We start from the raw sequence: 17,647 nt of genomic DNA, 5'->3' as shown, positions 1-17,647 counted from the left end.
GGAACATTTATACTCAAAGCTAGAATCGATAAGAGAAACGCAAAGAAAGGGTGACTTTGAATAAAAGTAACTTTCTTTCGTTTTTATCGTTAATCATGGCTGTGGCATAGCAGTAGAAATCAACAATATATAAATAGACAGGATAATTAACTATCAAGTTAATATTGTTAGTTAATGACATGTATCATGGATAACACTGAAAAAAATTTCATTGCTCAGTTATTAAAACTAACCACAAAAGCAATACTCCCACTATTAGTTTTTCTATTGCCAGCTTGTTCAGAGGAAGAAGATCACATCTTAGAACCTGAGCAAGATTATTGTTCCGCTTCTGCTACTTCAACGCCAGCCGCATTGTCTGAATACCTTTCTCCCTTTGAAGAAAAAATGAGAAACAGCACTGGAGTCTATATTTTAGAACAGGGCACTGAAGCTATGTTTTCTAGAGCTTGGCTTAGTGAGCAGGCCCAGAAATCCATCGATGTTCAATACTTCATTTTTTCATCTGATAACATTGGCTTAATCGCTGTTGATTATTTAGTTAAGGCAGCTGAGCGGGGGATAAAAGTAAGGCTGTTAGTTGATGATATTATGGTAGATGCCAAAGGAAGTGAGTTATTAAAGTTAGCAGCACATGAAAACTTATCAATCAAAATATATAACCCAATGGCTAATATTGGTAAGAATATCGTTGATAAAGTTGTTAATTTAACGACTAACTTTCATGCTTTGAATCAGCGTATGCATAATAAGACTTTCACGGTCGATGGCAAAGTTGCAATAACGGGCGGAAGAAACGTTGCCGATGAATATTTTGGCTATGATCATCAGTACAATTTTAGAGATCGAGATGTGCTGTTATTAGGTGGAATGACAGATGATATACAAGCTTCTTTTAATCAGTTTTGGGATGACGCATTGAGTATACCGGTTGAGAAATTGATCAGTAGCAAAGGTAAAATCAATACCAATTTTAATGCACTACATCAATATGCTTGTGATCCAGCGAATTTCGAACCAAAAATAAGAAAGCAAATAAATAACTTACCTGCAGTTTTCAACGAAATTGAGCAAGCAGGAGCACTGCACTGGATAAACGGTGTTGAATACATATCAGATTTACCCGGTAAAAATGACGGTAATAAGTTTTTAGGCGGCAGTGGTTTATCAACTCAACGTCTTATCTCACTGGTACAAAATGCGAAAAAATCAGTCACCATTCAAACGCCTTATTTAGTCACTACAGATTTAGGCAAAAAACTCTTCAAAACACTCGTCAGTAATGGTGTTGAAGTAAAAATACTGACAAATAGCTTAGCATCAAACGATAATTTAGAAGCGTTTAGTGGTTATCAAAGAGATAGAAAGGCGCTACTCAAAACTGGTGTTAAGATCTTTGAGTTTAAACCTGACGCGCAAATTAGAAAAAAAGTCATGTCAGAAGTGATGGAAGGTAAACTGCAAGAGATGCCAATATTTGGTTTACACGCTAAATCTATGGTTATTGACGATGACATTACCGTTATTGGTACATTTAATTTAGACCCTCGAAGCGCAAATCTAAACACAGAAAGCATAACAATTATCCCTTCAAAAAAAGTAGCATTAAGTGTTAAAGCTGGCATGTTAGAAGAAATGCGGCCTGAAAACGCTTGGCAAACAACACTTGAATGGAACCCTGATGGTGAAGAGAGCATGTTAAAACAACTAGGAGTTAAGCTAAGACGAGTGGTGCCTAAGAATATTCTTTAAAAAGCTGTACAAAATATAATAGTGTTAAATAGCAGAAAGTTACAGGATGTAATAATGAATGAAGAGGTTAAAGCATTAAAGTCAGAATTGGCGCTTCTTAAACTTCAATTCAATAAACGAGTTGATGTTGTTGAGGATCGTTTAAATAGTTTGCTTGCACAAGAAGAATCGCAAGTAGAAATTCAACAGAAAAATATAAATCAAGTAGAAGAAAGCTCGGCTTATGTAATGCAAGAGCAAATTCCTGAGGAAGTTGTAACAGTTGTCAAAACTATTTCGTCAGATGAATACTATGCATCTAGAGATGAGTGGGAAGCACCAACGCCTTCAGAACCATCAATTATAACTATCTTTTTTCAATCAATTTTATCGTTTTTCTTTGATTGGCTTACTCCTGTTACAAAAGTTTATCGGTCATATAAAGAAAGAGGTATGCTGGGTATTTTTCTTCTAACTCTTGTTGGAATAGGCTTAACTCTTGCTGGTTTTGGTTATTTAATGCAGTTACTTATTGATCAACTCGACGTAGGTTCTAAGTCCCTATTAATGGGGAGTGCAGCCATTTTTGTCATGGGATTGGGCGTTGCTTTAAAAATAAAAACACGTTTTGGGGAATTCGCCACAGCTATTGTTACATTGGGTATATTATTTGCTTATAGCACTGTCTACTTTTCTGGAAGTATCTATAGTCTTTTACCTAGTATTGCAGTATTCATTTTATACTTAGCTATTGCATTAACTTGTCATGCAATAGCTTTGTGGTTGGATACCAAAGTTGTTGCTGCTTTAGGTGTAGTAGGTATAGCTATAATGCCAATATTGTCAAATACGATTAGTATTGAGCCTCTTTATTACTTATTGTCTCTAGCGTTTATTGTTTGTAGTAGTTTGATTTTGGCTTATCGACATCTTGGTCAGTGGCTAGTTCACTTAAGCTTAGCATTTACTTTAGTATCTCTTGAGTGGATTATAGGATTCGAAAATGTCCTAATCTCAGCTTGGATGGTTAACCTATTTTATCTACTCTTTTTTGCTTACGTTATTGCATCTTTGCTTAAAGAAAAAGCTCCAATCAATCAGACATTAGTCTTTCTTGCTGCACTTGTTGGCTCTACGGTGATAGTTTTCTTTCAAGCAACGGATATATTCACCACTCAAATAAGCTTTAGTTTCTTACTTAATTGTATCCTCGCTATTACTGCATGTCTGTTCTTTTACAAAGTTAAACGCGAGCTTACTCCTTTTTTAATATTACTTTCTGCTTCATGGGGGGTGCTAGCCATAGTTAGTGCTATTAGTGATGCTTATTGGGGAATAGCGTGGGCTATAGAAGGAATATTGCTACTTTCAATTGGTCGAAAATATAAAATCTCAGCTTCTATTAATCAAGGCCAAATTCTAACCGCTATTGCTCTTTTATATTCACTATCTGCATTAGCAATATACTTTCCACTACCCGCATTGAAGTCTGTTGATGGTTGGTTGTTGTCAATTATTATAGTTGCCGTTATTGCCATATGGCAGCGGCTTATCAATAACACTGAAGTATTTAATGAGTTAACACAAAACAAAATTAAACCTTTCTTACAATTGTTAGAAGCTGTTTTTTTATCTGTTTTGGTTATTGCTAACGCCAATGTTTGGTTAGGAAACTGGGCTGGAGCCATAGTAATTATGGTACAATTAGCCTTGTTATTACGGGCGAAAAACTGCAAACAAGTAACGATTGAAGTCTTTGCGGCAATACTTATTTTAGTGCCATTATTTTATGCTTATAAAGGTGTGTTAGTGGCTGATAGTTATCGGTTTATGATGCTGCCATTATTCGCTAAAGTTTCTGTTATCTCTGCTTTTATTCAGTTGTGGTTATGGTCAGAATTTTATCGTAAATATCAGCCCAACAGTGAAATCAAAGGTATTGCAGAATCTGCAAGAATTTTATTTTATATGTTGCTTCCTGTTTGCTGGGTCGGTTCCGTTATTCGTCGTTTTGATGAAGCATCACTCATGTTTTTATGGCTTTCACCGCTATTAGCCTTACTACTTGCTCGAAAAGTAAATCAGCCATTACTGTTTAAAGAAACGAAATTATTAACGGGCGTAGCAAGTGTATTCTTTGCGATTACTATCGGACAGTTAACGTTATTAAATACCATAATTACACTCCTTGGTTTCTCAGGTTTCTTTGCAATAGCTTATGTTTTAAGCCGTAAAGACACGACTCAAATTTACCAATTTATTTGCAGTTGTGGGCTACTATCCCTTGGTTTTGCTTTACCAAATGTTATAGGTTTTCAAACAGATAATATGTTGTATGGAATGACTTTTGCTGCAATATATTGGGCTTCAATTTTTAATGCCATTAATCTATCTGACCATTTTAAAAAAAATGAAACCTTCATTACTGCCATAAACTTGATATTGGTAGTTGCTTCATGGTTGCTCATTTCATTAAGTGTTAATTATGTATTAGTGCCAGCTATATTTATAATTTCAGTTTTATATCATAAAAAGCAAAGATTTGAGCAAACTCGCCTTGGTAGTTCGCTAAAACTTAATGGTGATTTATTTTTGCACTCTATAGGTGCGATAACTTATGTAACTATGTTTTACGCCTTTACAGAGTATAGAATGGACTTGTTTGTATCTCCTGCTTTAGCAGTTCATGGAGCATTAATTCTCTTTTTGAAAGATAAACGACTAACAACGGTTAAATACAGTTTTGGGATAATTTTATTAGGTATCATTAAATTAGCTATGATTGATGCTGCCAGTGCCTTGCTTTGGCAAAAGGTGATTTTATTCATGGGGATCGGTATTTTTATCTTGGCCGCTTCATTTTGGTATCAAAAGCTAATCAGTAGAGAAGTAGTTGCAGATGCATAGTTCTAAATGTGTGATTTTACTCCATGGGTTAGCTCGAACGGCAAGCTCAATGGAGAAAATTGAAAAGCGTTTAATAAAAGAAAAATATTTAGTTGTTAATGTGAATTATCCTTCGAGAGCGTACCCTATAGAAGAGTTAGCAGAAAAAGTTATCTCAAAAGCTATTTTAAAGTGTGGTGACAAACAAATTAATTTCGTTACTCATTCAATGGGAGGTATATTAGTTAGACAATACTTAAGTCATCATAAAATAGATAACCTCAATAGAGTCGTAATGCTTGGTCCTCCAAATAAAGGTAGTGAAATTGTTGACAAGCTAGGTAATATGCCAGGTTTTCGTTTATTTAATGGGGCGGCAGGAATGCAACTTGGAACTGACGAGTTTAGTGTGCCGAAAAAATTAGATAAGGCTAACTTTAATGTTGGCATAATTGCGGGAACAAAAAGTATCAATTGGATTTTATCTACACTAATACCAGGTATTGATGACGGTAAAGTTTCTGTAATTAATACAAAGCTTGATGGTATGGAAGATCACATTGAAGTCGAGACAACTCACCCATTCATGATGAAAAATAGTAAAGTGATTGAACAAATTGTACATTATTTGAAAACAGGAAAGTTTCAACATAATAATTAGTGCTGTTTACTCTATAGTGGCATGGCAGCAGGAAAAGTCCAAGTGGAATTATTTGAGGTATAAAATGAAATGGTATTTGTTAGTTTAATCATAGTTGTGTTGCCTGTAAACGGCACAGCAATGTACTAAATCCTCATGCCTATAACTCAATCAACAAATTAATGACTTTAACGTCAACAATGAAAAAACTCTTTATATGGCATATTGAATGTACTATATGAAGACACAGGCTGTCACCTTATTAGATTCTCAAAAATCCGATCCAGCTTCATTAGAATCGTTCTAGCTCTATATTGGAATGATCAGATCACAGCTCAGACATGAGCTTTTAAAGCAATACTTGCAACATACCGAGTGGTTGGTTATTATTTAACTGTCTAAACCGTTTAGTAAAGTTATTGAGTAGTGCCATGAGTGATGCAGAGCAAACCCGCCAGAATATTTTAACCGTGGCCGCCGATGAAATTCATCACCATGGTTTTAAAGCAACCAGTTTATCGTCTATTCTCACTCGCTGTGAAATATCAAAAGGTGCATTGTATTACCACTTCACGAGTAAAATAGAATTGGGTTACGCAGTCTTTGAAGAAGTATATACCCCAATGTTTCTGGACGTATGGCAGACACCGCTATCGGATGAAGATCCCATTGAAGGCTTGTGCAAATTTTTAACCGCAATGACAGATGAAATGGCATGTAGCGAGGTTGTCTGTGGCTGTCCGCTTAATAACCTTTGTGAAGAAATGGCAAACGTTGATGAAGGTTTTCGTTTACGTATATTATGTATGCAAGAACAATTGAATCAATTAATTGTTGATGCGCTAGAGCGAATTAGTGATGGTTTACGTGAAAACCTAGCCTTTAGTCAAGTGGGCTACTTTATTGTTTCCACGCTAAATGGTGCTACAAGCTTGAGCAAGAGCTCTCGTAATAAAGAATTATTTCAACAAGTTATTGCTGAGTTATGTCTTTATATTAGAGCATTGAAAAAGTAAGTCACCGTATAGCAGTTTTTTTCTCCCAAATCATCCTATCGAATTTAATCGCATTTAGTCGTCTTCGTCGCACTCTCTTATTCCTATTTACACTTTCGTAAACATTTTTATTCTTTAAAAGACCTTTAACATACCGTACGGTCGGTGCTATTATCTTGCTATTAGCTACAAACCGCTTGGTCGGTATGTCGTCACAAGTTTTGCAGCACCTAAATTACATTTAAGGATCACGTTTTCATGCGAGCACTCATAACAACAAGCATTCTAGCTTTGGCATTATTCTCTACTACTCCTGAAGTATTAGCAGCTTCAACTGGTGCTACTGCATCAGCAAGTTCAGTATCTTCCTCTGTTTCGCCTGTAGTGAATGCCTCACCCTATGTGGTGTTAAAAACAGCAGGCAACAACTTGTTTTCTCGTATCTCAGCTAATCAGCAAGCAATTCAAAAGTTCCCCCATATAATGCGAGATATTGTAGAAGAAGAATTAATGCCATCAATAGATTATCGCTATGCTTCATATCGTATTCTGGGCAAACATTTGAAAAAAGTATCTAAAGAACAACGCGCTGAGTTTGTGAAAGCGATGCGTCATTATTTGGTACGCACTTACTCCGTTGCTTTATCTAAGTACAAAAATCAAGAAGTTGTTTTTGAACCGGAAAAGCCAACTAAGGGTAAAAGAATTGTTGGCGTCAAAACTCAAATAATTGACCAGGGTGCGCCCACCATTAATATTGTTTTTCAAATGAGAAAGAATAAAAAAACAGGTCAATGGAAAGCGTTTGATATCACGGTTGAAGGTATTTCTTTGCTAAGTAGCAAACAAGCCGAGTTGAATAAGAAAATCGCTAGACAGGGCATTGATCACGTAACATTAGAGTTAGCATCATTAGCTAAGTAGTACTGATACAATTTAGCAAATGATAAAAAGCAGAATCTGTGGCATTGCGCTAATTTAATAGGGAAGAGCGTTATTTAGTTGTAGATATTATTTGAAAGCTTTAGAGCATCAGGTCTATTAATTGTTAATCGAGCTAAATATAAAAGTGCTATCAAGATGCAAATAAAACACTTAACTGTATAATCAATAACATTTATTAAAACAACAAGTAATAGGGGGGGAAATCAATGATTAACCCCTCTTTATAACGTTAATTTACAGTTACCATTCAAATGAATCATAAAGAGTTACTTCTCATTGAAGCGGTCAATACCCTTCTAACAAAAAGTGCTGTGCCAGCAACACTAACTATAGAACAATGTGCGGTTGCGTTAGCGATGAGTATGACATCATTTCGACGCAAACTTCGCCAAGAAGAAACAACATTTAAATTAATTCAGCAAAAATACTTAAATGAACTGTGTGTCCATGCCTTACTGACGAAGCAGGTGAGTATAGATAATTTAGTGGTGAAATTAGGTTACTCTGAACGGGCGACTTTCGAGCGAGCTTTTCGCAATAAGTTTGGTGTAACTCCTTCACAATTTCGTGATTTATCTCTTATTGGTGAGCAAAGTAATAAGCAAACTTTAAGCTCTATTGCGCAAAACATGTCTCCCTTACCTGATAGTTGCCTGCAATTGCTGCAAGAAAAAGAGCAAGATAGCTTAGATGTAGGAAGAGTCGTTGAAATTGTCGCAAGTGATCCGGTTTTTACTGGTCGAGTCATTGGATTAGCGAGTAAAGCTATTTATGGTAAAACTCCTCGAAATACTCAAGAAGCTATCAGTCGAAATTTAGGCATTAATACGGTAATAAATATGGCTGTAATCTATGGCGTTAAAGATGCGCTAGAGTCACAGGTAGAGCAGAGAGTTATCGAACAATCGACTCATGCATTTTTAATCGCTCCCAAGTTTTTTCAGTTAATGCGCAAATCCGTAGCAAAAGATATCAAGTTTGATAGTGCTTTAACTGAACAAGTGTTGATATTTGCGCTTTTAGGGATTTTACTACTGACGCATAAAAACTCAGCTAAACATGAACTTATATTACACTCATTACAAGGCATTAACGATTTACAGTCCTTAAACCAGCATGTTAACCAAGCAATGAACATTAGTATCTATTCTGCTTCCACGTTAATGTTGTCTTTATGGCATATTGACGCCAGTGTCATTAAGCAGCTTAATCATTTAGATAAAGTGAGTCAGCAAAAAATTAAAGGCAGTAAACAAGATGACTTGGAGTTATTTATGCTGTCTTGTTTGTATGTGTTAGCAACAAGACATAGTGATTTCAGTGAATTAGAAGAGAAATCTCAGTTGTTAGGTTTAGAAAACTTTACCGATATTAAAGCCTTATTGTTTACTGAAAATTAACCAAAATATTTCTAAACTCTAGTAATCACATTAGCTTTAAAAATATGAATAAAGGGAACTTTCTCAGCCACTCTTTTGCAAGAGGGGGGCTGACTGAGAAAGCTATAACGTGCGAGCATTATTCTTTACTAATAGAGCGGGTATAAACCTTTATATCAAAAATACTGAGTAGCTTTACTTGGCTTTTTTATATTGGCGACGAGCTAATGCAGCAAAACCAAGTAATGATAATGCAAACACTGAAGGCTCAGGTATTTCTGCTACCGGGCCGTTATTGACTTTTACTAACGATACGTTATCGAGTAAGCCTCCCAGTGAATTTTGTTTGCCAAACGCGCCAAAGCTTAAATCCATTGTTTCTGATTGTGCGGTAAGTAGCACTGATTGTACTGACCAGTTCGGACTCTGTTTACTTCTCGCGTTAATGGCAAAATCAGCAGTCATATTTTTGTTAAAGTCTGTGCTGGCATCATACCAAAATACATTGATGCCATTATCGTTTTTATGATTCGTTCGTGCTTTGTAAGAAAACTCTAACAAATATTCTGCACCAATAGTTAATGAATCTAATGATTGTGTCATTACCGAATTTGATGAGCCATTTTTGTGAGAATCAAGTTCAACGTGATTTTCACCCTCGAAAGAGCTAGTGACTACGTTTTTTTGTAATTCTATACCATTACCTGCCGTTGTTACCCAACCAGGTAATGCATAAAAAATATCCCAAGCTCTATTTTTATTTTCAAAGGTTTTAAGGTTAGTGTGATAAACCAAGCCTTGGGAAGTAGCGTTGTCTGCAAACATTAATTGTTCGAAACTACCATTAGTGATTAATGATGCATTAGCTATTGAGCCAGTTACTAAAAGGGATAAAGTTATAATAGTTTTTTTTAACGTTGTTAACATAGGAATCAGCCCTTAAGTATCAATAAGTTGATGCCAGTATAAATAGCTGATGATTGTTTAAATATGGCTAAACTGTCCAATATTTATTTATAAGGTGTAATATTAGTTAAATTTTCGACTGTGTTTCATTATAGAGAGGCTATATGAGCAGCAAGTTATATTATATTTACGATCCAATGTGCAGCTGGTGTTGGGGCTATCGACCAGTTTGGGATCTTTTACAACAACATTTACCTACCTCGATAGATGTAGAATATGTGGCAGGTGGTTTGGCTGCTGATTCAGATAGTGCAATGCCAATGGCTCAACAGCAGATGATTCAGAATCATTGGCGTACCATAGAGCAAAAATTAGGCACAAGGTTTAACCATGATTTTTGGCGTGTCAATACACCAAGGCGCTCAACTTACAGTGCTTGTCGAGCAGTCATCGCCGCAGATAAACAGTCTTGTCAAAAAGCGATGATAGATGCCATTCAACGAGCGTATTACTTACGCGCGTTAAACCCATCTGATGTCGATGTGTTGATTAGTGTGGCGAAAGAGTTAAGCGAGCAGACACCATCTACTTTAGATGTAGCGCAATTTATTATTGATATTAACTCACAAGAAACAAATAATGAATTAGCAAAACAAGTGAGTTTAGCAAGAGAATTAACCCAGCAGGGTTTTCCTTCTTTAGTGCTCGACATCGATGGTGTGATTGAGCAAATCCCACTAGATTATAGTGACTACAAGACAACCTTAGCTTATATCCAACAGGTGAGTTAGTCTGTTTTGTCTCATTTAAACTCAGTCTTATTCCAAGGGTAAATAGATTAACAAATGATGGCTAAGCTCATTTTTTATAATTCAAACAATAGTGTCAGCTTTGTGTATTAGCTTTTAGTTCGCTTGGCTAATTTTTTATCAAATACGCTACTCGCTTGTAACCAAAACTGACTTGATATTTTATTGATAGCATTAGACTCGGCATTAATAACGATAGCAAAGCCGATATCTAAGTCAGGCGAGTAGCCGATATCAGCTCGAAATCCCGCAACCCAGCCAGAATGGTAAACGATGGGGTGACCTTCAAATTGATATATTCTCCAACCATAGCCGTAATGGGCATCGGTTAAGTGACCACGCCAAAAACGTCGTCGTAAATCTTTTTTAGTTCTAATTCTTGGCGTTGTTATTTCAGCTAACAGTGACGGAGATAATACCTCTGGTTTGTGCCCTAAATTAGCAATTAACCACTTAGCTAAATCGCTAATACTGGCATTAACCCCTGCTGCAGGGGCTACCTTGTAGTAATCTGGTGCTACTTCTACTGTACGCCATACATATTGTCTAATATCCCTACCTTGGGCGTCTTTTCTTCCTGTTTTGACTCGTTTTCTTAGAATATGGGGTTTAGCGGTATTTTGTTTCTTTTTATATACATCAATGCCTAAGGAAGCATTGGTCATATTAAGTGGCGTAAATACGCGGTCTTGTAATAACTTTGCATAGCTTTTGTTCTGGCTGCCTTCTATTGCCGGCTCTAAAAGGCCATAAGCTATGTTTTGGTATCCGTAGCACTTTTCAGGTTGGCATATAGGTGTGATGCGATCAAAGCGCCCGATGATCTTATCCATAGTCCAGTTCTCATGTAGCAGGTTATCGTAGGCGTTTGGCATTAATCCACTGGAGTGACTTAACAAGTGCTTGAGTTGAATTTTTTGTGCGGCACCGTCTGTGGCGAGGGAAAAACTTGGTACGTATTTGGTAATGGGATCTGATAAATTGAGTAATTGTTCTTGGGCTAACATAGTGGTTACTGTGGCGGCGAACGTTTTAGATACAGAGGCGAGACGAAAGACGGTATTGTAATCAACTTGTTGGGATTTCGCTTTGTCAGTATGACCAAAGGTCTTCATAGAAATGATAGTGTCATTTTGCACTATGGCATAAGCGCCACCGGGGATGTTGTAGGCTTTTAGCTGCTTTTTAACTTGGCTAGAGAAACTGTCTTTAAATTGCTTAATGTTATTCGCTGAGGAAAAAGAAGTGAACAATAGCGCCAATAAAAGGATATTTATTCTAAAAAGCATAAACAGATCTCAGTTCGAAAAAGCCGACAAGTTTATAGGGCGAGGGAGAAAATAAAAAGCCTTTAATTTATTAAGTGCTTTTAAAGTGCTTTTTACTCTGTAAACACCACTTGCCATTAATGTTGGGCGAACGACTATATAGCGGCGTATTACCTTGATCAATTGCATCTTGTTTTTGAGTTAATATAGCAAGCATTCTATAATTTGCCACTTTCAATGGTGGTAGTATCACATGACCTAGGATAGTAACTCCGTTATAATCTGCCTATCTATTTAAAAAGAAGTACTTATCCTATGAGCGAAAGCAACACTATTTTGAAAACGTTTTTGGCAGAAACTAAACCAACGCAAGTTCTTTGGGCACTACAAGATAAAGCCAGTGAAGATTGGGTTGTTCTTGATTCGCCTAGCTTTGAAGATACAGATGTCATGCCGCTTTGGTCTAGCTCTCAGTTGGCACAAGAGCACTGTATTGATGAATGGAGTGACTATGTTCCTTGTGAAATATCTTTAGCCGATTGGTTTGAATTTTGGCTCGAAGATCTTAATGAAGATGGTGTTATTGTTGGTATAAACTGGCAAGGTGATGACGAATGTGTAGAGATAGAGTTAAGTGAGTTCACTCAAGCACTTGCTGAGATAGAATCGTTAAAATAAACTATTTTTGCAAATATATTTAAAAAGCATTGTGTATCAAACGCAATGCTTTTTTATTGTTAATCGCTTTTGTTACAAGCTATTAAGACTTGGGATAACCAAGGTTTCTCTTTTTAATAGCTTTTTAGCAACTTCAGGGGATACTTGGTAAAACTCATTAACGTATTCTTGTGCGTCTAAGTACTTTTTGATTTGTTTTTTTACTTTACAAGGGTTCTTGCATTGCAAAGAATAAGCAACACTGTACTCACCAATAGTCTTTGCTGATAGTGCTTTGGCGTATTCTACCGGTTCTTCAGTAGTACAGCCTATTTTAACAACATCAGAAAAAAAAGAGTGTGTCATGACGTAAACATTACCTAATTTAACGTCTGTTGTTGTGGTTTCGGTTGTACTTTCAGTATTTTTCATAAGGTAGATAGATCCAATTATCTTGAGCATTTAGCAAGGTTTACTTCTATTATTATATCCTATCTTTAGTACTCTGGCTTTACTATCTTGCGGCATAGTTATTTTCATGCTTTTAGCTTAACGGGGAAATATTAAATTTACTCATCAGTAATTTGAGTCTTTATTACTTTGAAAGAGGTAAGTTGCTTCTACGTACTATATACCCACTCCATTCCAGCTGAATCATGCATCTTCAAGTGGAATGGGTATAGATAACTGCTATACTGCGCGCATTCACGTTTCTATCACCTGCATTTTGTCTGACTTATGAAGGCAATTTATCCTCGCAGTTTGATTATTACTATGGTTAAGACACAATATGTCCTTTTCAAACCTAAAATTATCGACCCCACTACTCAAGGCAATTGCTGATTTAGGCTATAGCAAACCGACAGCCATTCAGCAAAAAGCAATACCTGTCGTTTTATCGGGCAAAGATATTATTGCTGCAGCGCAAACGGGTACAGGTAAAACAGCGAGTTTTGTTTTGCCATTATTAGAGCAGTTAAATAGTCGATACAAAGAACAAGATAAGAAGTTACGCGCCAAACGTATTCGTGCCCTTATTCTTGTTCCTACTCGTGAGCTTGCCGTTCAAGTAGAGGCGAGTATTAGTCAGTATGCAAAATATTTAAACCTTAGTTCTATGGCAATGTATGGCGGTGTTGATGCACAAGAACAAAAGCAGCGATTAATTTGGGGTGTTGATATTTTGGTTGCAACACCGGGTCGTTTGCTCGATATGTCACATCAACGGGTGTTGCACTTTGATGAGCTTGATATGTTGGTACTTGATGAAGCCGATAGAATGCTTGATATGGGGTTTATTGATGATATAAATAAAATCATTGAGCGTTTGCCTGAGCACCGTCAGAACTTGCTGTTTTCTGCCACCATGTCTGATGAAGTTCGTGCTTTAGCAAAAAGAACTATTCACAAGCCTGTGGAAATTGCCATTGGAGCTGATAAAGCCTCTAAACCTAAAATCGAGCAGTGGTTGGTTACGGTTGATAAAACTAACAAGTCAGCGTTATTAAGCCATTTAATTACTACACAAAATTGGCAACAAGCCCTTATTTTTATTGAAACTAAACATGGCGCGGCAAAATTAGTAAGCCAGTTGGAAAAGCGCGGTATAGCCGCTGAAAGTATTCATAGCGGTAGAACGCAAGATAATCGCGAGAAAATTCTGAATGATTTTAAATCGGGTAAAATTAAGTTTTTAGTCGCCACTGCTATTGCTGCACGTGGTCTTGATATTGGTGAACTCTCGCGTGTTATCAACTACGACTTACCTGCACAAGTTGATGACTTTATTCACCGAATTGGTCGTACGGGCCGAGCGGGCGCATCAGGTGAAGCCGTTTCGTTAGTGTCTAAAGATAATTTTAGAGAGCTGTGTGCGATAGAAAGCCGTTTAGGTCATATTATTGAACGAAAAGAGTTTGAAGAGTTTCCCGTGAAAAAAACGGTACCTGTATCTAAACTAAATTACGTTACTAAATACGCGGCCTCTAAAAAATAGCCAATCCAAGCTATTCTTTTAGGGTAATAAAAAACCGTTAATGGCGAGCCATTAACGGTTTTTACTTTACTACAGAAAGTTTACTTCAAAACGATTACTTAGTTATTAATTACTAGCACTTATGCTTGAATTAAATGTACATCGCGTTGAGGGAACGGAATAGCGATATCGTTTTTATCAAGGGCTTTCTTCATCGCTTCATTCACTTCGAAGTAAACTGCCCAGTAATGCTCAGGTAAACAATGTGGACGAACAGCAAAATTAACTGAGCTATCAGCCATCTCAGACACACCAATAAATGGTTCTGGTGTTTTCATTACCTTATCATTATTCACTAATACATCCATTAATACGGCTTTAGTTTGCTCAATATCTGCTAGATAAGAAACGCCGATAGTTAGATCAACACGAATTTTACCTTCAACGGTATAGTTAACAACAGAGCCATTAGAGGTTGCACCATTTGGAATAATAATGCGTTTTGACTGCGGTGAAAGTAAAATGGTATTGAAGATTTGTACTTCTTTCACAACACCTAAATGACCTTGAGCTTCAATTAAATCACCTACTTTATAAGGTTTAAATACCATAATTAGCACGCCGCCAGCAAAGTTAGCTAAGCTGCCCTGTAGTGCTAAACCAACCGCTAGGCCTGCCGCACCCAATACCGCAACAAATGAAGTAGTAGCAACACCTACCATTGAAGCAACAGAGATAAACAGTAGTAATTTAAGTAACCAAGAAACCAAGCTCCCCATAAAAGGGACTAAAGTTGGATCAACCTTGGAGCGAACCATTGAAGCTTTTACTAATTTAGTAATACCACTGATGATCCATAAACCGATCAATAAGGTCAGAATCGATAAAACTAATCGAGGGGCGTACATTAGGCCAAGTTCATAAGCCTTCATGGTGAGAGTTTCAAGCTGTGTTATGGGGGCGTCTATTGCGTTCATTGAATTTCCTTTATTGGCAATGATTATATTTACTTGATTAATAATAATTACAATTTACGCTTTTGACAAATTTTCATTAAAATTAAAACGTTAGCGATTCAGTTAAATACGTATTTAGGATAAGCGTCATTTTTGTTATCAAAACACGCTAATAACCTTATAGTCAGTTATACTATCGGCAAATTTTAAAAATTCTTCTCAAGCAGTGATTTGTACACAGCTTAAGCAAACAACTTTTAGGCTCTAAAATGATTAACAACGACCTTCTTCGCCGTATTAGCACTATCTTTGATTTAACCGATGAAGCAATCATCACTACTTTTGCGTTAACTCAGTGTGAGATTAGTGCTGAACAATTGGCAAACTTCTTTAAAGAAAAAAATGATGCTGCTTATCAACCCTTAGCAGATGTACAATTTGCCAGTTTTTTAAATGGTCTAATCATTGCTAAAAGAGGTCCTAGTGACGGACCGCAGCGCCAAGCAGAAGATGAATTGACCAATAATATGATCTTTAATAAAGTGAAAATAGCCTTGTCTTTAAAAGCAGAAGACGTTATTGCTACGCTTGAATTAGCTGATTTAAGTTTAGGTAAGTATGAGTTGAGCGCTTTTTTCAGAAATGTAAACCATAAGCATTATAAAGACTGCTCTGACGAAGTCTTATCTGCATTTTTAAAAGGTTTGAAAATTAAGTCTGCTTGATACGACTAAAATAACTCGGGCATTCATCAAAATGTCATCTTTGTTTCATATTACTTTCATCTAACTCGCTTAAATTGCCTTTAACGTTAGTGAGAGGAGAGTAATATGAATAATAAGTATTGGGATGAAATGGATATTTTAGATGATGAAGATGAACTAACAAGGCCTGATAAAAAAGGCAAAACTAAAGGCAGTGATCGAAAACGTAAATGGCGTGAAATTGAATCAATTAAAGAACAACGCCGTTTAAGAAGAGAGATCACCGACTTTGAGCAATATTCCTATTAGCGCTTGTTGTTATATCAATCGTCGCAGCTTTAGCGAGTTACCTTATTGATCTGACCTTAGCACAGGTTAGATCAAAAGTACCTGAGGACCCATAATTTTATCTAAAATGCCTCCCTGTAATAAACCCAAACCATAATGACTAAACGATACAAAGCGGCTTTACATTATATCGATACAATTTTGCTCAAGGACTCTTTACCAGGCCTTAATAGCTAGCCACACCATTGTTTATTGTTCTTTGTCTCGACTGTTTCCTTTAAAAGGGGAGTAGTAACCTATATTAATTCAAATGATCCAATCTTAATTCCTCATTATGTAAAGCAATGTTATTATTGCGTTAAAACATGATACAAAGTGATACATCTGCTTAATTTGTGTTACGTCTATTTTTGTAAGGCTTAGTTAATATTACGGTTAACAAAAACAGACGTTCACAGGGAATATATGAAACATATAACAAAAATAACCGTCATTAGCCTAATTGCCTCCAGTGTCATTTTGACTGCTTTTGTTGCTAGCGCAAATTCGGATATCGATGATAAACCGACTGAAGCTACTTCGCAGAAAATAACTCATAAAAATACTGCTGAAGTTAACAGTGACAAGAATGAACAAGCAACTAATACGGATGAAGATAATAAAAGAACTAAGACTGCCGAAACAAAAGAGGAAGATGAAATTTCTGTTTGTTTTGGCGAATGTGAAAACCATGAATCTCGAAATTGTGATGAAGACGATGAAAAATGTAAGCAAGTTCATCGCCTCATCCATAACCGTCGCGATGGCTTTTATGTTGATGTCAGCGCTATAAGTAGCTTTGGTGATGATTATGCTTTTGCTGCGAATGAAGATACTGACTCTGAATTTGATGTAGCTATAAGTTACCGAGTACAGTTACTGGGACTCTTTATGGAATCGCCTGGAATAAGCACCAGACGAATTCAAGGTATGTATTCTATGCCTGCGTGGGGGGTTAACTTTTATAACAGTGACGATTATTCTTTTGACTTATTTTACCAATACAGTACGCGAGGTATTGAGGGTTTAGAAGGCATTCAAACGCGTAATGAAGATGAACGTGCAGGCTTGAGAATGACTGGCTTTTATGAAAACAGTCAATTGCAAGTCATTTATTCGCCCGTTAGTCGTAATGATGAAGGCAGTGACGGTATCGAGGCCTCAATTTCATATAGCTATGATTGGCAGATCAGAAACTGGAATTTTTATACTAACTTAGGGCTGCAATACCGTTCAAAAGAAGTCACTCCCTATGGCGTGCAAACTTGGGTTGAAGATGACCTATCAACGAAAGGTGGTATTAGTTACTCTGCAGAGGTAGGCATTGAGTATCCTCTAACAACAGATTGGGTGATCGGTAGCTACGTCGGTTATAACGCACTGTCAGATCGTAGTATTGCTGCTCGCCAAGATACCGTTGATGACGGTATCAGAGGCGGTCTTCTACTAACGTTCGTTTTTTAGGGGGC

General features: G+C 36.7%; 16 protein-coding genes. 12 read left to right on the top strand and 4 right to left on the bottom strand.

Annotated features, from left to right (window positions below; genetic code table 11):
* Positions 1-186 precede the first annotated feature (186 nt).
* The 6 genes from ND2E_RS09850 (at position 187) to ND2E_RS09875 (ending at position 8,597) form a co-directional block, all read left to right on the top strand.
* Entirely contained in the window at positions 187-1,752 is a 1,566-nt protein-coding gene (locus tag ND2E_RS09850) for a phospholipase D-like domain-containing protein (protein ID WP_033094075.1), read from the top strand.
* A gap of 54 nt (positions 1,753-1,806) precedes the next feature.
* Entirely contained in the window at positions 1,807-4,638 is a 2,832-nt protein-coding gene (locus ND2E_RS09855) for a DUF2339 domain-containing protein (protein WP_033094074.1), read from the top strand.
* Positions 4,639-4,687: 49 nt separating this feature from the next.
* Positions 4,688-5,278 (top strand): esterase/lipase family protein, encoded by a 591-nt coding sequence (locus ND2E_RS09860; protein ID WP_223303612.1) that lies wholly within the window; start codon positions 4,688-4,690, stop codon positions 5,276-5,278.
* Between the two features lie 398 nt (positions 5,279-5,676).
* On the top strand, positions 5,677-6,273 hold the full coding sequence (locus tag ND2E_RS09865; RefSeq protein ID WP_223303611.1) for a TetR/AcrR family transcriptional regulator: 597 nt from the start codon (positions 5,677-5,679) through the stop codon (positions 6,271-6,273).
* 237 nt (positions 6,274-6,510) lie between these two features.
* Positions 6,511-7,176 carry an MlaC/ttg2D family ABC transporter substrate-binding protein gene (locus ND2E_RS09870; protein ID WP_033094071.1) on the top strand — a complete coding sequence of 222 codons (666 nt, stop codon included), beginning with the start codon at positions 6,511-6,513 and terminating at the stop codon, positions 7,174-7,176.
* Between the two features lie 272 nt (positions 7,177-7,448).
* Positions 7,449-8,597: a helix-turn-helix domain-containing protein gene (locus ND2E_RS09875; RefSeq protein WP_033094070.1), complete on the top strand. Its 1,149-nt coding sequence runs from the start codon at positions 7,449-7,451 to the stop codon at positions 8,595-8,597.
* Positions 8,598-8,771: 174 nt separating this feature from the next.
* Here ND2E_RS09875 and ND2E_RS09880 read toward each other — a convergent pair whose 3' ends face one another.
* Positions 8,772-9,503 (bottom strand): hypothetical protein, encoded by a 732-nt coding sequence (locus tag ND2E_RS09880; RefSeq protein ID WP_033094069.1) that lies wholly within the window; start codon positions 9,501-9,503, stop codon positions 8,772-8,774.
* A gap of 143 nt (positions 9,504-9,646) precedes the next feature.
* On the opposite strand from ND2E_RS09880, the gene ND2E_RS09885 reads away from it, so the two are divergent.
* The gene (locus tag ND2E_RS09885) at positions 9,647-10,273 is read left to right on the top strand and encodes a DsbA family protein (protein WP_033094068.1); all 627 of its coding nucleotides are present in this window, start codon (positions 9,647-9,649) and stop codon (positions 10,271-10,273) included.
* A gap of 107 nt (positions 10,274-10,380) precedes the next feature.
* Here the strand turns inward: ND2E_RS09885 and ND2E_RS09890 are convergent, their stop codons facing one another.
* Entirely contained in the window at positions 10,381-11,580 is a 1,200-nt protein-coding gene (locus tag ND2E_RS09890; RefSeq protein ID WP_033094067.1) for a serine hydrolase domain-containing protein, read from the bottom strand.
* 294 nt (positions 11,581-11,874) lie between these two features.
* Here ND2E_RS09890 and ND2E_RS09895 point away from each other — a divergent pair, with 294 nt between their 5' ends.
* Positions 11,875-12,237 carry a DUF2750 domain-containing protein gene (locus tag ND2E_RS09895; protein WP_033094066.1) on the top strand — a complete coding sequence of 121 codons (363 nt, stop codon included), beginning with the start codon at positions 11,875-11,877 and terminating at the stop codon, positions 12,235-12,237.
* A gap of 72 nt (positions 12,238-12,309) precedes the next feature.
* Here the strand turns inward: ND2E_RS09895 and ND2E_RS09900 are convergent, their stop codons facing one another.
* Positions 12,310-12,648 (bottom strand): GIY-YIG nuclease family protein, encoded by a 339-nt coding sequence (locus ND2E_RS09900; protein ID WP_033094065.1) that lies wholly within the window; start codon positions 12,646-12,648, stop codon positions 12,310-12,312.
* Positions 12,649-13,006: 358 nt separating this feature from the next.
* Here ND2E_RS09900 and ND2E_RS09905 point away from each other — a divergent pair, with 358 nt between their 5' ends.
* Entirely contained in the window at positions 13,007-14,212 is a 1,206-nt protein-coding gene (locus ND2E_RS09905; protein ID WP_033094064.1) for a DEAD/DEAH box helicase, read from the top strand.
* A 119-nt stretch (positions 14,213-14,331) separates the two neighbouring features.
* Here ND2E_RS09905 and ND2E_RS09910 read toward each other — a convergent pair whose 3' ends face one another.
* Entirely contained in the window at positions 14,332-15,168 is an 837-nt protein-coding gene (locus ND2E_RS09910; protein WP_033094063.1) for a mechanosensitive ion channel family protein, read from the bottom strand.
* A gap of 248 nt (positions 15,169-15,416) precedes the next feature.
* On the opposite strand from ND2E_RS09910, the gene ND2E_RS09915 reads away from it, so the two are divergent.
* From ND2E_RS09915 to ND2E_RS09925, 3 genes are all read left to right on the top strand, one after another.
* A complete protein-coding gene (locus tag ND2E_RS09915) occupies positions 15,417-15,872 on the top strand; it encodes a YehS family protein (RefSeq protein ID WP_033094062.1) in 456 nt (151 codons plus the stop codon).
* Positions 15,873-15,977: 105 nt separating this feature from the next.
* Entirely contained in the window at positions 15,978-16,160 is a 183-nt protein-coding gene (locus ND2E_RS09920) for a DUF3545 family protein (RefSeq protein WP_033094061.1), read from the top strand.
* A 444-nt stretch (positions 16,161-16,604) separates the two neighbouring features.
* Positions 16,605-17,642 (top strand): MipA/OmpV family protein, encoded by a 1,038-nt coding sequence (locus ND2E_RS09925; RefSeq protein WP_033094060.1) that lies wholly within the window; start codon positions 16,605-16,607, stop codon positions 17,640-17,642.
* The last annotated feature ends 5 nt before the right edge of the window (positions 17,643-17,647 follow it).

The sequence above is a fragment of the Colwellia psychrerythraea genome, from assembly GCF_000764225.1.
GTDB classification, from domain to species: Bacteria; Pseudomonadota; Gammaproteobacteria; order Enterobacterales; family Alteromonadaceae; genus Colwellia; species Colwellia psychrerythraea_D.
Note: the sequence above shows the minus strand (reverse complement) of the source record. Positions and strands in the feature narration are given on the sequence as shown.

What these genes read in the sequence shown, in the direction of transcription:
- ND2E_RS09855 (WP_033094074.1), top strand. Translation starts at nt 1,807, where the DNA reads ATGAATGAAGAGGTTAAAGCATTAAAGTCAGAATTGGCGCTTCTTAAA.
- ND2E_RS09910 (WP_033094063.1), bottom strand. Translation starts at nt 15,168, where the DNA reads ATGAACGCAATAGACGCCCCCATAACACAGCTTGAAACTCTCACCATG.
- ND2E_RS09915 (WP_033094062.1), top strand. Translation starts at nt 15,417, where the DNA reads ATGATTAACAACGACCTTCTTCGCCGTATTAGCACTATCTTTGATTTA.
- ND2E_RS09905 (WP_033094064.1), top strand. Translation starts at nt 13,007, where the DNA reads ATGTCCTTTTCAAACCTAAAATTATCGACCCCACTACTCAAGGCAATT.
- ND2E_RS09925 (WP_033094060.1), top strand. Translation starts at nt 16,605, where the DNA reads ATGAAACATATAACAAAAATAACCGTCATTAGCCTAATTGCCTCCAGT.
- ND2E_RS09875 (WP_033094070.1), top strand. Translation starts at nt 7,449, where the DNA reads ATGAATCATAAAGAGTTACTTCTCATTGAAGCGGTCAATACCCTTCTA.
- ND2E_RS09850 (WP_033094075.1), top strand. Translation starts at nt 187, where the DNA reads ATGGATAACACTGAAAAAAATTTCATTGCTCAGTTATTAAAACTAACC.
- ND2E_RS09870 (WP_033094071.1), top strand. Translation starts at nt 6,511, where the DNA reads ATGCGAGCACTCATAACAACAAGCATTCTAGCTTTGGCATTATTCTCT.
- ND2E_RS09895 (WP_033094066.1), top strand. Translation starts at nt 11,875, where the DNA reads ATGAGCGAAAGCAACACTATTTTGAAAACGTTTTTGGCAGAAACTAAA.
- ND2E_RS09890 (WP_033094067.1), bottom strand. Translation starts at nt 11,580, where the DNA reads ATGCTTTTTAGAATAAATATCCTTTTATTGGCGCTATTGTTCACTTCT.
- ND2E_RS09880 (WP_033094069.1), bottom strand. Translation starts at nt 9,503, where the DNA reads ATGTTAACAACGTTAAAAAAAACTATTATAACTTTATCCCTTTTAGTA.
- ND2E_RS09860 (WP_223303612.1), top strand. Translation starts at nt 4,688, where the DNA reads ATGGAGAAAATTGAAAAGCGTTTAATAAAAGAAAAATATTTAGTTGTT.
- ND2E_RS09885 (WP_033094068.1), top strand. Translation starts at nt 9,647, where the DNA reads ATGAGCAGCAAGTTATATTATATTTACGATCCAATGTGCAGCTGGTGT.
- ND2E_RS09920 (WP_033094061.1), top strand. Translation starts at nt 15,978, where the DNA reads ATGAATAATAAGTATTGGGATGAAATGGATATTTTAGATGATGAAGAT.
- ND2E_RS09900 (WP_033094065.1), bottom strand. Translation starts at nt 12,648, where the DNA reads ATGAAAAATACTGAAAGTACAACCGAAACCACAACAACAGACGTTAAA.